Origin of the sequence: Streptomyces sp. NPDC003456, assembly GCF_042878735.1 — a bacterium.
Taxonomy (GTDB): domain Bacteria; phylum Actinomycetota; class Actinomycetes; order Streptomycetales; family Streptomycetaceae; genus Streptomyces.
This window is the reverse complement of the sequence record NZ_JBIAOK010000003.1, coordinates 150,088-164,108: the sequence shown is the minus strand read 5'-3', so window position 1 is coordinate 164,108 and position 14,021 is coordinate 150,088. Positions and strand designations below refer to the sequence as shown.

Sequence of the window (14,021 nt, the reverse complement as noted above, 5' to 3'; positions counted from 1 at the left end):
GGGGCTGTCGCCGGGGTCCGGCCCGTGCATCTCTCACGCTTGTCACCTCCCGGCAGTACGGTGTCCCCCATGCGCCCCGACACGCCTGCCGAAAACGTCGACCACACCGCCGAGGCGGCACGCCTGGAGCGGACCGCCGGCCTGTACCCCGAGGACGCCGAGGCCCTGCTGCTGCGCGCGGCGGCCCACCTGGAGCTTTCCGGCGACCGCCCCAGCGCGACCAAGCTCTACGACCGCCTCCTGGCCTCACCCGACGGCCTCGACAACCCGCACCTGGTCCGCGCCCTCAAAGCCTCGAACCTCTGGGAGTACGGCCACGAGGCCGAGGCCCGGGCGATCATCGAGGGCGTTCGGGCCTCGGCTCCCCGGGACCCGGCCCCCTGGGTCATCGTCGCGGAGGCCCTGGAGAACCACGACGAGCTGGAAGCAGCGCACGAGACCTTCACGGAGGCGGTGCGCCACCTCCTGACCGATGTGCCGCACCCCGCGCAGCCGACCCACCCGCTGCTCTTCGGCCGCCACCGGGTCCGCCGCATGCTGGGCCGCTCCCACGACGAGTGGGACGCCCTGGCGGACTCGGTGCACTCCCTGCCGGTCTCCCTGGACGAGCTGCACGACCCCAAGCGCGTGTGGTCGCTCGGCTCGGAGAACCCGGCGGAGCTGGAGGCCGAGATCCTCCGCCTCCGCGCGGAACTGGGTGCCTACCGCGCGGCCCTCTCCCGCCCGTTCCCGGTGGCGATGCTCCACTGGCCGGCGGCGGAGCTGACGGAACTCCTGGAGACCTATCCGGCCTTGGCCGAGGAGTACCCGTCCCACGAGGAGCACCTGGTCTCGATAGAGCGCGCCCTGCGCGAACTCTCCGCCTCCGGCACGCCCAACCTGGGCATCGTCACCGGCACGGTCCCGTCCTACGAGGCCTTCGCGGCCTCGGAGGGCAGTTCACCGGGGGACCCGACGCTGCTCCCCCAGTACGCGACGACGCTCGCCGCCCGGGGACGTGCGGTGGCGTGGCCGCCGCAGCAGCAGGCGAACTGCTGGTGCGGCTCGGGCCGCACGTACGGCGAGTGCCACGACGCGACGACCTGACCCCGCCGAACCCCTCAGGCGCTCCCCCGCTGAGCCGCCCGGCACGCACCCCTACGGACGCGCCACTACGCCGGGCGGCCGGCCAGCTGATCTGAACCCTCCTCATCTGTCAGACCCTGCTGTTAGAACTGATCCATATCGCCACGAGTGATCGTCGCGTACGGAATGGTGAACCAGGGGGAGCACGGTGGCAGCAGGGGGCCAGTCACAGCCGATCGCGGGTGTCTACGAGAAGCTGATCACCAGCGATGTCGAAGACGAACTGGAGAGCTTCAAGGCGGCTGGGTGGAAAGCCATTGACGCCGAGGTCACACCGGAGTCCGCTCCGCATGTACTGGCTCGCTACATCGGTGAAGCCGTGGCCGACAGGCTGAGCCGGCTGCGTCCTGAGGATCGCGTCCCTGTCGCGAACCGCATCCTCAAGTCGCTCGCTGAAGCCGGGCCCGACTCTGCCGACAGGGCGGCAGCACGCACGATTGCGGAAGGTCCACGGCAGCTGCTGACTCTTGCTCGGCAGGAGGCTCCCGGCGTCCACGCCCTACGCCCGCTCACGCCCCTCTCCGAGACCTCGCTGATCACGAACTCACCGGAGGATCTCAGTCTCGGCGCTGAGCTGCGGGCCGAGATCGCCACTGCTGACCGCATCGACCTGCTCTGTGCCTTCGTGAAGTGGTACGGCATCCGCGTCCTCGAAGACTCGTTGCGTGCCGCGAAGGAAAGGGGAGTGCCGATTCGCGTCATCACCACGACGTACATCGGGGCGACCGACCGGCACGCCCTCGATCGCCTCGTCCGCGATTTTGGAGCCACGGTCAAGGTCAACTACGAGATCCGCTCCACTCGACTACACGCCAAAGCTTGGCTTTTCCGACGACACACGGGCTTCGACACGGCCTACGTCGGCAGCTCCAACCTCTCGAAGGCAGCACTCCTCGATGGTTTGGAATGGAACGTCCGCTTGTCTTCGGTGGCCACACCGGCCGTACTGAACAAGTTCGAGGCGACCTTCGATGCGTACTGGAGCGACTCGGCCTTTGAGACCTACGATCCCGACCGGCACAGTGCCCGTCTCGACCAAGCCCTAGCACAAGCGGGCAGCAGCACCTCCACCACTGACCTCAAGATCAACCTGTCAGGGTTGGAGGTGCGTCCGTTCCCGTATCAGCAGGACATGTTGGAACGGCTGCGCGTAGAGCGCGAGCTCCGGGGACGCGACCGCAACCTCCTGGTGGCAGCCACTGGCACGGGCAAGACCGTCATGGCAGCTCTGGACTATCGGTCTCTGGCGAAGAACTTCGAGGACCGACGGCCGAAGTTGCTCTTCGTGGCCCACCGCAAGGAGATTCTCAAGCAGTCGCTGCGTACGTACCGTGAGGTGCTCGACGACGCGTCGTTCGGCGAACTGCTTTATGGCGGTGAAGACCCACAGGCTTGGGACCATGTCTTCGCCAGCGTCCAGTCGCTCAACGTGCAGCGGCTCGAAGAGCTGGCAGCGCACCACTTCGACATCATTGTCATAGACGAGTTCCACCACGCTACGGCCGCGACCTACCGCCGGGTCATCGATCACTTCAAACCCAAGGAACTACTCGGTCTGACGGCGACCCCCGAGCGCATGGACGGGCTCAACGTGCAAGACGAGTTCTTCGACGGCCGCATCGCTGCCGAGATGCGGCTCTGGGAGGCTCTCGAAAACGATCTGCTTTGCCCTTTCCACTACTTCGGCATCCCTGATGGAACCGACCTCACCAACCTCACCTGGCAGCGGGGCACCTACACGGACCAGGATCTCGGCAACCTCTACACGGGCAATGAGGCACGGGCCCGGATCATCGTCAAGCAGATCCGTGACAAGGTGTCTCAGCCCGGAGCCATGCGGGCGCTGGGCTTCTGCGTGAACAAGCAGCATGCGCGGTTCATGGCGGACTTCTTCCGTAGGGCGGGCTTTGCGGCGACCGCATTGACCAGCGACTCGCCCGCGGCGGAACGGGCCCAGGCTCTGACGGACCTGCGAGCGGGAAAACTGCAGGTCATCTTCTCCGTCGACCTATTCAACGAGGGCCTCGACATCCCCGATGTGGACACGCTCCTCCTCCTTCGCCCCACCAACAGCGCCACGGTCTTTCTCCAGCAGCTCGGTCGAGGGCTACGGCGTACGGAGACGAAGCCGGTCCTCACCGTCCTTGACTTCATCGGACAGCATCGGGCGGAGTTCCGATTCGAGGAGCAGTTCCGCGCCCTCACGAACCTCTCCCGGAACCGGCTCCTCGATCACATCGAGCGCGACTTCCCTCTTCTTCCGTCGGGCTGCCAGATCATCCTGGAGGGCAAAGCAAAGAACCTGGTGCTCGACAACATCCGTACCCAGCTAAGCGCGAACGTCAAGACCTTGGTCGCCGAGGTCAAGTCCTATGGCACGAACCGGCTGGCTGACTACCTGAGGGAGAGCCGCAGAGAGATCAAGGAGCTGTACAAGAGCGACAACTCCTGGACGTCGGTGGCTCGCCGAGCGGGCTTCATCGAGACCGCCGCACCAGAGGGGGAGTCAGCCCTCCTCAAGCGCGTCCACGCCTTCCTTCACGTGGATGACCCTGACCGGGCCAGCGCCTACCTCCGTCTCCTGGCCGACGACGTACCGCGCTACGACCAACTGAACGCCACAGAGCAGGCGTATGCGCGGATGCTCTTCTTCAACCTGTGGGACAACGCCGGCGGTTTCACCAGCTACCAGGAAGGTCTGGACGCACTGCGAGACCAGCCCGTGGTCCGCGACGAACTTCGCCAGGTTCTCGCTCACGTCATCGGGCAGGCGGACCACCTCCCCCTTGCCTTGTCCGGGAACCTCAGTCAGCTCCCGCTGAAGGTGCACTGCTCCTACAACCGGTCCGAGGTCCTCGCAGCACTGGGAGTGGCCCGCTTTGGCGGGCAGATGCCCAGGTCGTTCGCCAAGGGCGTCCAATGGGTCGAGGACCTCCAGACGGACGCTCTCCTGATCACGCTGGAGAAGAACGAGAAGGACTTCTCCCCCACTGTCCGATACAAGGACTACGCGTTGAGCCCGACGCTCTTCCACTGGGAATCGCAGAACGCAACAGCCGCGAACTCCCCCACGGGCCTGCGATACCAGCGCCACGCTGAACAGGGCAGCCACGTCCTGCTCTTCATGCGCCGCTACAAGGACACCGACATCGGTAAGCCCCACCCGTGGATGCTTCTCGGCCCGGCCACCTATGAAGAACACACGGGCAGCAAGCCAATGGCTATTAGGTGGCGCTTGCAGCACGAGCTCCCCGCAGATGTGTCGACGTACGCAGCCATCGCAGCTGGTACTTGACCGAACCCTCACCTGGGCCCCGGGCGGGAAGCACGGGGGTGTCTGGTCTTCTAGCCCCTCTCTCCCCGCTCGATGCAGAACTCGTTGCCCTCCGGGTCCGTCATCACGACCCAGCCTCGGCCGTTCGGGAGGGTGCGGTCCGCGTGGATGCGGGCGCCCAGGGAGACCGCGCGTTCGACCTCCTCGGCTCGGGTGCGGCCCGTCGGTGCGAGGTCGAAGTGGATGCGGTTCTTGGTGCTCTTCGGCTCCTCGACCCTCACGAAGAGCAGGCCGGGCGTGCCGGCGGGGAGTTCGATCAGGACTTCGTCGTCGCCGGGCTTGTCGACGTCCGAGATGGGGTGGCCGAGGAACTCGGACCAGAAGCGGGCCAGTTCGTAGGGCTCGCCCGTGCAGTCGAAGGTGAGGTGGCGAAGGGTGGGGTTCAACGGTCGGTTCCGTCCCGTCGGTTGGCAGCGGTGCCGTGCGCTCCGCAGCATCGTCGGCGAGGGCAGGTGCTGTCGAACTATTTGGCGGGATCGGGGAGGTTCCCGTCGCCGCCCAGGTTGGCGACCATGCGCCTGAGGACGTTGACCGTGGTGATGAAGTCGGCCTGGCTGACGCCCTCGTGGGTCCGGGTGTGGACGCGGAGATTGCGTTCCCGGGCGCGGAGCCGGGCCGCCTCGCCGTCGTCCGTGAGCGTCATGCCGCCTCGCCGCTCCTCCCTGAGCCAGCCCCGGGCGTTCAAGTCGTCGTAGACCGCGTCGAAGTCGGTGTCCTGGTCGTCGTAGCGGGCGAGGCGGTCCGTGAGGGACGCGCGGGTCCAGTGGCCGGGCGCGCCGGCGGCGTGGTTGAGGGTCCACCAAAGACGACAACGCGGCAGATGCGCCTGCCGGGCCCCGCGTCTGCGTCATGATCCAGACGACAGGCCCTAGGGTGCCGGGCTCAGGTCCGCTCGGCCGAAGAGGAGGGCGTAGCCGGGCGGGAGTTGGGCCAGGATGCGGGTGACCAGGTCGTCGCCGACCAGGGGCGGCAGCACGCTGAGGACGGAGCTGACGTCCCAGCGGGCCGTCGCGGGAGTCGCCCCCTCGATGCGGGCCGCGACGGAGTCGACGAACTCCGCGGCGGTGAGCCGGCGCGTGGCCGGGATCTGGGACGCGACGACCCTGGCGGCCTCTTCCGGCAGGGCGCGTGCGAGGTCGACCCGTTCGTCTCCGACGACGTGACCGCCGAGGGCGGACAGGACGATACGGGTGATCCGCTCGGCCTCCGGCCTGGTCGGGTACTGGCCCGACTCCCGTACCGCGTCGACCAGGCGGGCCCAGGCACGGTCGTCGCCCCGGGTCTCCCGGTGTTGCGGCGGGGCCGGGATCAGGGTCTTCGGGGCCGCGGGTGTCGTCGTCACACTGGGCACCATCGTCACGCTCATCTGCGGGTCTTCCTCCGGATCCGGTACTGCTGCCCGCGTGCCGCCGGGCTCCTCCGACGCCGGCGGCACGGGGCGTGGGTGGGGTTGCGCGGGGTCGTCCCCCCAGGGGGACGGGAGGGACGGCCTCGTGCGTGCGTGGGTACGGTCGGCCGGTCAGCCGCTGATCTGCCTGCGCGCGTCGCCGCCCGTGATCTGGATGCGGCGGGGCTTGGCCTGCTCGGCCACCGGGATGCGCAGGGTCAGCACGCCGGACTCGTAGGACGCGTCGATGCGCTCCGTGTCGAGCGTGTCGCCGAGGAACAGCTGGCGGGTGAACGTGCCGGTGGGACGCTCGGCCACCAGTGGTTCCGCGCCCTCGGGGGCCGGCGAGCGGCGCTCGGCCCGGACGTTGAGGACGTTGCGCTCCACGTCCAGTTCGATCGTCTCGGGGTCGATGCCCGGGAGGTCGAAGTGGACGAAGAAGTCGTCTCCCGAGCGGTAGGCGTCCATCGCCATGGCGGACGGGCGGGCGGCGGAGCCGAGAACCTGCTGGGTGAGACGGTCGAGTTCACGGAAGGGGTCCGTGCGCATGAGCATCACGGGTCACTCCTCTCTTCTGGCGCAGTAGGTGCGATGCCCAACGGTCTGCGTCTTCTTATATAGCTCGGAGGAGGAAAGTTGACAACCCCCGGCTCATGTTGGGGTGAGCCTGAGTGGGTGAGGGGCGCTGCTGCGCCCTGGCGCGGGTGACGGGGCGCGTGCGGGTTAGCCTCGGGCTTCGAGGGATCCGAGGACCTCCTGGCCCGACTGATTCGGTTCAAGTGACCGACTGGGTCTGAGTGTCCGGGGGTGCGAGGGTTCGAGGATCCGAGGGTCCGAACGAGGACGCGGCACGCAGGAGGCAGGTATGGCGAAGGTTCCCAGCGCGGTGGTCGCCGCGAGCGGGCTCGTGGGCGGGTACGGGGCGGCCCGCTGGACCAGGCAGCGGCCGCTCGGCGGTGTCGTGCTGGCCGTCGCCGGGGCGGCGGCCGCCCGGCAGTGGCGGCAGCAGGCGGGCGGGGTGGCCGCGGGCGCCCTGACCGCCGCGTACGTCGCCGCCTTCGCGGGGTCGCATCCGCTGGCGAAGAAGGTGGGGGCCTGGCCGGCCGTGTTCGGTGCGGCCGGAGCCGTGGCGCTCGCGTCCTGGGCCGTGGCGGACCGGCGGGGGCGCGGCGACGCGTAGTGCGTCGTGGCGGGCCGGCGGCGGGCGCGCGACGCCCTCCTGCCTCGCTCGCGGCGGCTGGTGGGGGTGCGGCGGTGCCTCCTGCCTCACGGCGGGCCGGGGGGCGCGGGCGGCGCCTCCTGCCTCGCGGCGGGCCGGCGGCGTACGAGGCGCGCGGTCGGAGCGTTGCGACAGCGCGCCGCAACCTTCGGGCGCCCGTCCGCCGACTCGGCGCGGCAGCCCGGCGCAGGGCCGTTCGGTACCCCACCGACCGGCCACCCGGTAGGCCGCCGACTGGACCCGGCAGCACGCCACTCGGCACCCCGCTGACCCGCAGACGGGTCCCGGCGGGCCGGCGACCGCCAACCCCGCCAACCAGGCAGGCCACCCCGCCAACCCCGCAACCAGCAGGCCGCCGTCAGGCGCACAGCAAAGAACCCGGCCCTGAATCTTCAGGGCCGGGTTCTCGTCGGAGCGCCGGGCAGGCCTTGCACCTGCATCTCCCCACAGGAAGTGGGGCGTCTTTCCTTGGACCACCAACGCACTGTCCCCCCACCGGAGTTCCGGCGGCTGGACGCAGATCAACTATAGCGCAGTTCCGGCGTGCCGCTCACCGACCGCGAGGCCGGGGGCAAAGGAGGTCGAGGGCGGGGGCCGCAGCGCCCCGCCCTCACGCTCACGCCGTCGCCGGCTTGGAGCCCGCCGCGCCCGGGCCGTCGGGGTCGCCGCCGCCCGCACGCTTGACCTTGCTCGCCGCCGCGGTGAGCGGCTTGGCGATGTCCTCCAGGGAGCGCCGCTCCGCGTTGACGGCCAGGAACGCCGCCACGAGGCCCGCCAGGCACATCAGCGTCGCGCCGATGCAGAAGGCGAGGACCGTGTCCCCGACGACGCCGGTCTCCGTCAGCTCGGCGAACAGCAGCGGGCCGCTGATGCCGCCGGCCGCCGTGCCGATGGCGTAGAAGAAGGCGATGGACATGGCCCTGGTCTCCATCGGGAAGACCTCGGAGACCGTCAGGTAGGCGCTGGAGGCGCCGGCCGAGGCGAAGAAGAGGACCGCGCACCAGCAGGCCGTCATCGTGGTCGCGCTCAGCGAACCCTGGTCGAAGAGCCAGGCCGTGCCGAACAGGAGCAGGCCGGACAGGATGTAGGTGCCGGCGATCATGATGCGGCGGCCGACGGTGTCGAAGAGCTTGCCGAGGAGCAGCGGGCCGAAGAAGTTGCCCACCGCGATGACGGCGAAGTAGTAGCCGGTGTTGCCGCTCGGGACGTCGAAGAACTTCGTGAGGATCGCGCCGAAGCCGAAGGTGATGGCGTTGTAGAGGAAGGCCTGGCCGATGAAGAGGGAGAAGCCGAGGATGGCGCGCCTGCGGTAGTCGGAGAAGACCGTGCGGCCGATCTCCAGGAAGGAGACGCTGCGGCGCTGGTGGATGGTGATCTCACCCTCGGCGGGCGGCAGCGGCTTGCCGTTCTCCCGTTCGATCTCCTGCTCGATGGAGGAGACGATGCGTTCCGCCTCCTCGTCGCGGCCGTGGATCAGCAGCCAGCGCGGGCTCTCGGGTACATGCCGCCGCACGAGGAGGATGACCAGGGCGAGGACCGCGCCGAGGGCGAAGGTCAGACGCCAGCCGACGTTCGCCGCGAAGATGTCGGTGTCCAGGGCGACGATCGACAGCAGGGAACCGAAGATCGCGCCCAGCCAGAAGCTGCCGTTGATCATCAGGTCGACGCGGCCGCGGTACTCCTTGGGGATCAGCTCGTCGATCGCGGAGTTGATGGCCGCGTACTCGCCGCCGATGCCGAAGCCGGTGAGGAAGCGGAAGAGGAAGAACCACCACGTGTCGAAGGAGATCGCGGTGAGGGCGGTGGCCCCCAGATACACCGCGAGGGTGATCATGAAGAGTTTTTTACGCCCCCATTTGTCGGTCAGGCGGCCCCAGAACAGGGCTCCGAGGCAGGCGCCCGCCACATAGAGGGCGGCCGCCATGCCGGTGACCTCGCCCGAGGTGATGGGCAGGCCGCTGCCCGGTTCGGACAGGCGGCCGGCGATGTTGCCGACGACGGTGACTTCCAGACCGTCGAGGATCCACACGGTGCCGAGACCGATGACGATGGTCCAGTGCCAGCGCGACCACGGGAGGCGGTCGAGGCGGGCGGGGATGCTGGTGGTCAGGGTTCGGCCGGTCCCGGCCTGCGCGGTGGTCATGGGCTCCCTCCTCAGCGAGAAGAACGCCCTTCGGGTGCCCGGGCCCGAAGCGCTTACGCCCCGAGCGCGTGCGTCACCGTGTAGATCAGCAGGCCGGCCAGGGAGCCGACCACCGTGCCGTTGATGCGGATGAACTGCAGATCGCGGCCGATGTTCGCCTCGATCTTCCTGGTGGTGTGCTCGGCGTCCCAGCTCGCCACGGTGTCGGTGATCAGGGAGGTGATCTCCCTGCGGTAGGTGGTGACGACGTAGACGGCCGCGTCCTCCACCCACTTGTCGACCTTGTCCTGCACCTTGCGCTCGGCGGCCATGCGGGACCCCAGCGACAACAGGGAGGCCCGCACGCGCAGCCGCAGCTCGCTGCGCTCGTCCTCGGCGGCCGCGACGATCATGGACCGTACGGCCGTCCAGGCGCTGGCGATGAGGTCCTGGACCTCGCCGCGGCCGAGGACCTCGCCCTTGAGCCGCTCGACGCGGGCGCGGGTGTCGGTGTCGGACTGCAGGTCGGAGGCGAAGTCGGTGAGGAACCGGTCGAGGGCGCCGCGCGCCGGGTGGGCGGGCATGTCGCGCATCTCCGTGACGAAGCGCAGCAGTTCCTTGTAGACGCGCTCGCCGACCTTCCGGTCGACGAACTTCGGGGTCCAGCCGGGGGCGCCGCCCTGCACGGCGTCCATCACGGAGTCGCCGTGCAGCACGAGCCAGTCGTGCGCGCGGGTGACGACCAGGTCGACGACCCGTCTGTGGCCGCCGTCGGCGACGACCTTCTCCAGCATCTTGCCGAGGCCGGGCCCGATCTCCTGGGCGCCCGCCCGGCGGGTGATCGCCTCGCCGACGACGGCCTGGACGTCGGAGTCGCGCAGCACGGTCAGGGCGCCGCGCAGGGCCGCGGACAGCTCGGCCGTGACCCGGTCGGCGTTCTCCGGGACGGCGAGCCAGGCGCCGAGGCGGCTGCCGATGCCGACCGCCCGCAGCCGCTGCCGTACGACGTCCTCGGAGAGGAAGTTCTCCCCCACGAACTCGCCCAGGGAGACGCCGAGCTGGTCCTTCTTCTTGGGGATGATCGCGGTGTGCGGGATGGGGATGCCCAGGGGGTGGCGGAAGAGGGCGGTGACGGCGAACCAGTCCGCGAGCGCACCGACCATGCCGGCCTCGGAGGCGGCGGCGACATAGCCCGCCCAGGCACCGGCGCCCGAGTTCTGGGCCCACTTGGCGAGGACGTAGACCACGGCGACGAAGAGCAGCAGCCCCGTGGCGGTGAGCTTCATACGGCGTACGCCGCGCTGCTTCTCCTCGTCCGCCGGGCTGAAGGTCGTCATCGCCCGGTTCACCCCGGCGCCGGGGCGGGCATGCTGCCCCTCGGTCTCGCCCGCTTGTTCGCTCTTCGTCCGATCCATCCGCTCCACCCGCTCGGTGATCCCGCACACACATTGTCCCTTCCTGACCGACTCCTGGAACGGAACAGGAGTTCCCGGCGTCTGTCGGAAGGGGGCTTCGCCACGGGGCCCTGTGAGCTTCCCCCGGCCCATGACGCATCATGGGCACATCAGATCGGAGCCTTGGGCTCCCATCGCCCGAGGAGAACTACACAGCATGACCCGAGGACGTGGTTACGCCCTCTTGGCCGTCGTCGTCGCAGCGATCATGGCCCTTTCCGCCGCCCTGTACGTCGGCGCGGCGTCGAACGACGGCACCCGCGGCCGCAGCGCCCTCGGCGACGGCCGCGCCCCCCACAACTCCGCCGCACCCGCCTCCGCCGGCACCTGGGTCGGCACCTGGTCCGCCTCCCCCTCCGCGGCCGAACCGGGCACCGAGGTGACCGGCATGGCGGACCGTTCCGTGCGCAACGTCGTCCACACCAGCGTCGGTGGTACGAGTGCCCGCGTGACGCTGTCCAATCTCTACGGCCAGTCGCCGCTGAACATCACCCAGGCCTCGATCGCCCTCGCCGCCGGCAGCGGCACGCCCTCGGCGATCGGCGACACCATGCGGCGGCTGACCTTCAACGGCGGCCCGGCGGTCGTCATCCCGCCCGGCCGGCAGGTGCTCAGCGACGCCGTGCGCCTCACCGTCCCCGCCGACAGCGACGTCCTGGTCACCACCTACACCCCGGCCGCCTCCGGCCCGGTGACCCACCACCGGCACGCCCGGCAGATCTCCTACGCCGCCCCGGGCGACCACACCCTCGACGCCACCGGCGCGCCCTACACCGAGCGGACCGGCTCCTGGCGCTACCTGACCGCGCTGGACGTCCTCGGCAACGAGTCCGACGGCACGGTCGTCGCCCTCGGCGACTCCCTCACGGACGGCGTCACCTCCACCGTCGGCGCCAACAGCCGCTGGACCGACGTGCTGTCGGACCGGCTGCGCGAGGAGATCGCGGCCGGGCGGGACGTGCCCCGCTACAGCGTCGTCAACCAGGGCATCAGCGGCAACCAGGTCCTCGCCGACGGCCTCGGCCGCCCGGCGGACAACCCCAGCGGTCTGAACCGCTTCCAGCGCGACGTGCTGGAGCGGACCAACGTGAAGGTCGTCGTCGTCGACCTCGGCGTCAACGACATCCTGCGCAACCCCCGCCTCGCCGACCCGCAGGCGATCCTGGGCGGCCTGCGCACGCTGGTCGACCGGGCCCACGCCCGGGGCGTGAAGGTCGTCGGCGCCACCTTGATGCCGTTCCACGGCCACCGCGGCTACACACCGGCCCGCGAGGCGGTGCGGCAGAGCATCAACGCCGAGATCCGGGCCGGCCGCGTCTTCGACGCCGTGGCCGACTTCGACCAGGCGCTGCGCGACCCGTACGACCCGCGCCGGCTGCGGGCGGTGTACGACTCGGGCGACCACCTTCACCCCAGCGACCAGGGCTACGCGCGGATGGCGCACTCCTTCGACCTGCGGACGCTGAAGGGCTCCGCGCCCGCGAAGCTGTAGGTCCGCCGAGCGCCTGCCCCGCTTCCCGGGCGGGCGCTCACCCCCGCGGAGACCGGCCCGCAGCCTCTCGCCCGGCGCCCGGGCCGAGACCGCGAGCGGCGCCGGACCCCGCTCAGCGGCTCAGTGCTCCCAGTGGGAGTCCCGGCGCCGGGAGGGGTCCAGCTCACGGCCGCCCTCCTTGCGCTCCAGCTTCTCGCGCCGCCGCTCCTCACGGATCCGCAGCTTCTCCGCCCGGGTGAGCTTGCGCTGCACCCCGACACCGCCCCAGAAGGCGAACCCCGTCACGATCACCCGCGGCGCCCCCGGCTCCCCCGGCACGCCCTCCTCGCGGTGGTCGAAGCCGCCCATGATGCCGATGCCGCGCACCACGACCTCCACCCCGGGCGGGACGATGACGTCCACGCCGCCCATGACCGCGATCGCGTTGATCTCGACCTCGCGGTCGGCGAAGTTCGCCTCGCGCAGGTCGATCTCACCGCCGCCCCAGAAGGCGAAGCAGGTGAACCGGCGGGGCACCGTCCAGCGGCCCTTGCGCTGGAAGCCGGACATCACGGCCACCGCCCACGTCGAGGAGCCCTCGCCGCCGACGATCCGCCCCCGCCAGCCGGGCCCGGCGGCCGGCTCCTTGTGCAGCGACACCGCCGGCGCCGTGACACCCTCGGCCGGCAGATCCCGGGTGATCGGTGCCAGTTCGCCGTACGTCCGTGCCCGGTAGGTCGCGTCCAGCCGCTCCTCGAACTCCCCCATGTCCAGGCGGCCCTCGGCGAGGGCGTCCCGCAAAATGTCGGCGACCCGCTCGCGGTCGGCGTCGGAGGCACGGAGGTCCGGCACTGCGTCGTCGGTCATACCCAGCAGCCTACGAGCCGACCGCGCCGGGCACTATGCGGTCGCACGCTCCGCCGGCGGTTCGGGGGCCCGCCCCGGCGACCGCAGCAGCTTGGCGATCACCGCCTCGATGTCCGGCTCCCGCACCGACAGGTCCACCAGCGGGTGGCGCGCCGCGATCCGCGCCACCAGCGGGGCCGCCGACTCCGAGGCGGGGAACGCCAGCCACTGGCGCGGCCCGTCCACCCGCACCACCCGCGCGGGCGCCGGCACCTCGATCGGCGGCAGTTCCCGCTCCAGGTCCACCACCAGCGTCCGCTCGCTCTCCCCCACCGAGTGCAGCCCGGCGAGCGCCCCGTCGTACATCAGGCGCCCGTGGTCGATGACCATCACCCGCTTGCACAACTGCTCGATGTCCTGCAGATCATGGGTGGTCAGCAGCACCGTCGTACCGTGCTCGGCGTTCACCTCCCGCAGGAACGCGCGCACCTTCGCCTTGGAGACGACGTCCAGGCCGATGGTCGGCTCGTCCAGGTACAGCACCTCCGGGTCGTGCAGCAGCGCCGCCACGATGTCGCCGCGCATCCGCTGCCCCAGGCTGAGTTGCCGCACCGGCACCTCCAGCAGGCCGGACAGGTCCAGGAGTTCGACCAGGCGGTCGAGGTTCTCGCGGTAACGGGCGCCGGGGATGCGGTACATGCGCCGCATCAGCCGGTAGGAGTCGACCAGGGGCAGGTCCCACCACAGCGTGGTGCGCTGCCCGAACACCACCCCGATGCGGTGCGCGAGCCGCGTCCGCTCCGCCGACGGGTCGATCCCGGCCACCCGCAGCCGGCCCGCGCTGGGCGTCAGGATGCCCGTCAGCATCTTGATCGTGGTCGACTTCCCGGCACCGTTGGGGCCGATGTAGCCGACCATCTCGCCCCGGCGCACCCGGAAGGAGATCGAGTCGACGGCCCGCACCAGCCGCCGCTCACGCTTCAGGAACCCCGTCCTGCGGCGCACCTCGAAGACCTTCTCCACACCGTCGAGTTCGATGAAGTCACGGTCCGACCCGGTCAAC

At 70.2% G+C, this 14,021-nt stretch carries 12 protein-coding genes; 4 read left to right on the top strand and 8 right to left on the bottom strand.

Annotated features, from left to right (window positions below; genetic code table 11):
• Nucleotides 1-69: 69 nt before the first annotated feature.
• Nucleotides 70-1,086, top strand: coding sequence for an SEC-C metal-binding domain-containing protein (locus ACFYWG_RS11760; RefSeq protein ID WP_383499412.1), 1,017 nt, complete (start codon nucleotides 70-72; stop codon nucleotides 1,084-1,086).
• 187 nt (nucleotides 1,087-1,273) lie between these two features.
• Nucleotides 1,274-4,420 carry a DUF3427 domain-containing protein gene (locus ACFYWG_RS11755; protein WP_389200912.1) on the top strand — a complete coding sequence of 1,049 codons (3,147 nt, stop codon included), beginning with the start codon at nucleotides 1,274-1,276 and terminating at the stop codon, nucleotides 4,418-4,420.
• 50 nt (nucleotides 4,421-4,470) lie between these two features.
• On the opposite strand, the gene ACFYWG_RS11750 is transcribed toward ACFYWG_RS11755, so the two are convergent.
• The 4 genes from ACFYWG_RS11750 to ACFYWG_RS11735 all read right to left on the bottom strand — a co-directional run bounded on the left by ACFYWG_RS11750 (nucleotide 4,471) and on the right by ACFYWG_RS11735 (nucleotide 6,401).
• Complete coding sequence (locus ACFYWG_RS11750) at nucleotides 4,471-4,845, bottom strand: VOC family protein (protein WP_389200910.1); 375 nt, start codon at nucleotides 4,843-4,845, stop codon at nucleotides 4,471-4,473.
• Nucleotides 4,846-4,922: 77 nt separating this feature from the next.
• Nucleotides 4,923-5,102: a hypothetical protein gene (locus ACFYWG_RS11745; protein WP_389200908.1), complete on the bottom strand. Its 180-nt coding sequence runs from the start codon at nucleotides 5,100-5,102 to the stop codon at nucleotides 4,923-4,925.
• A 225-nt stretch (nucleotides 5,103-5,327) separates the two neighbouring features.
• Nucleotides 5,328-5,825, bottom strand: coding sequence for a DUF2267 domain-containing protein (locus ACFYWG_RS11740; protein ID WP_389200906.1), 498 nt, complete (start codon nucleotides 5,823-5,825; stop codon nucleotides 5,328-5,330).
• A gap of 153 nt (nucleotides 5,826-5,978) precedes the next feature.
• Nucleotides 5,979-6,401 carry an Hsp20/alpha crystallin family protein gene (locus ACFYWG_RS11735; RefSeq protein WP_376334587.1) on the bottom strand — a complete coding sequence of 141 codons (423 nt, stop codon included), beginning with the start codon at nucleotides 6,399-6,401 and terminating at the stop codon, nucleotides 5,979-5,981.
• Between the two features lie 310 nt (nucleotides 6,402-6,711).
• Here ACFYWG_RS11735 and ACFYWG_RS11730 point away from each other — a divergent pair, with 310 nt between their 5' ends.
• On the top strand, nucleotides 6,712-7,026 hold the full coding sequence (locus ACFYWG_RS11730) for a hypothetical protein (RefSeq protein WP_385418879.1): 315 nt from the start codon (nucleotides 6,712-6,714) through the stop codon (nucleotides 7,024-7,026).
• Nucleotides 7,027-7,681: 655 nt separating this feature from the next.
• On the opposite strand, the gene ACFYWG_RS11725 is transcribed toward ACFYWG_RS11730, so the two are convergent.
• Nucleotides 7,682-9,208 carry an MFS transporter gene (locus tag ACFYWG_RS11725; RefSeq protein ID WP_383499430.1) on the bottom strand — a complete coding sequence of 509 codons (1,527 nt, stop codon included), beginning with the start codon at nucleotides 9,206-9,208 and terminating at the stop codon, nucleotides 7,682-7,684.
• 53 nt (nucleotides 9,209-9,261) lie between these two features.
• Nucleotides 9,262-10,602, bottom strand: a complete 1,341-nt coding sequence (locus ACFYWG_RS11720) for a DUF445 domain-containing protein (protein ID WP_383499433.1) — start codon at nucleotides 10,600-10,602, stop codon at nucleotides 9,262-9,264.
• 196 nt (nucleotides 10,603-10,798) lie between these two features.
• On the opposite strand from ACFYWG_RS11720, the gene ACFYWG_RS11715 reads away from it, so the two are divergent.
• Entirely contained in the window at nucleotides 10,799-12,133 is a 1,335-nt protein-coding gene (locus ACFYWG_RS11715) for an SGNH/GDSL hydrolase family protein (RefSeq protein ID WP_389200903.1), read from the top strand.
• A 120-nt stretch (nucleotides 12,134-12,253) separates the two neighbouring features.
• On the opposite strand, the gene ACFYWG_RS11710 is transcribed toward ACFYWG_RS11715, so the two are convergent.
• Nucleotides 12,254-12,979 (bottom strand): DUF1707 domain-containing protein, encoded by a 726-nt coding sequence (locus tag ACFYWG_RS11710; protein WP_383499439.1) that lies wholly within the window; start codon nucleotides 12,977-12,979, stop codon nucleotides 12,254-12,256.
• Nucleotides 12,980-13,012: 33 nt separating this feature from the next.
• The gene (locus tag ACFYWG_RS11705; protein ID WP_389200901.1) at nucleotides 13,013-14,020 is read right to left on the bottom strand and encodes an ATP-binding cassette domain-containing protein; all 1,008 of its coding nucleotides are present in this window, start codon (nucleotides 14,018-14,020) and stop codon (nucleotides 13,013-13,015) included.
• Nucleotide 14,021 lies beyond the last annotated feature (1 nt).

Excerpts from the sequence above, each read along its gene's own strand:
- ACFYWG_RS11760 (WP_383499412.1), top strand. The coding sequence starts at position 70 with ATGCGCCCCGACACGCCTGCCGAAAACGTCGACCACACCGCCGAGGCG.
- ACFYWG_RS11745 (WP_389200908.1), bottom strand. The coding sequence starts at position 5,102 with ATGACGCTCACGGACGACGGCGAGGCGGCCCGGCTCCGCGCCCGGGAA.
- ACFYWG_RS11740 (WP_389200906.1), bottom strand. The coding sequence starts at position 5,825 with ATGAGCGTGACGATGGTGCCCAGTGTGACGACGACACCCGCGGCCCCG.
- ACFYWG_RS11735 (WP_376334587.1), bottom strand. The coding sequence starts at position 6,401 with ATGCTCATGCGCACGGACCCCTTCCGTGAACTCGACCGTCTCACCCAG.
- ACFYWG_RS11730 (WP_385418879.1), top strand. The coding sequence starts at position 6,712 with ATGGCGAAGGTTCCCAGCGCGGTGGTCGCCGCGAGCGGGCTCGTGGGC.
- ACFYWG_RS11725 (WP_383499430.1), bottom strand. The coding sequence starts at position 9,208 with ATGACCACCGCGCAGGCCGGGACCGGCCGAACCCTGACCACCAGCATC.
- ACFYWG_RS11720 (WP_383499433.1), bottom strand. The coding sequence starts at position 10,602 with ATGGATCGGACGAAGAGCGAACAAGCGGGCGAGACCGAGGGGCAGCAT.
- ACFYWG_RS11715 (WP_389200903.1), top strand. The coding sequence starts at position 10,799 with ATGACCCGAGGACGTGGTTACGCCCTCTTGGCCGTCGTCGTCGCAGCG.
- ACFYWG_RS11710 (WP_383499439.1), bottom strand. The coding sequence starts at position 12,979 with ATGACCGACGACGCAGTGCCGGACCTCCGTGCCTCCGACGCCGACCGC.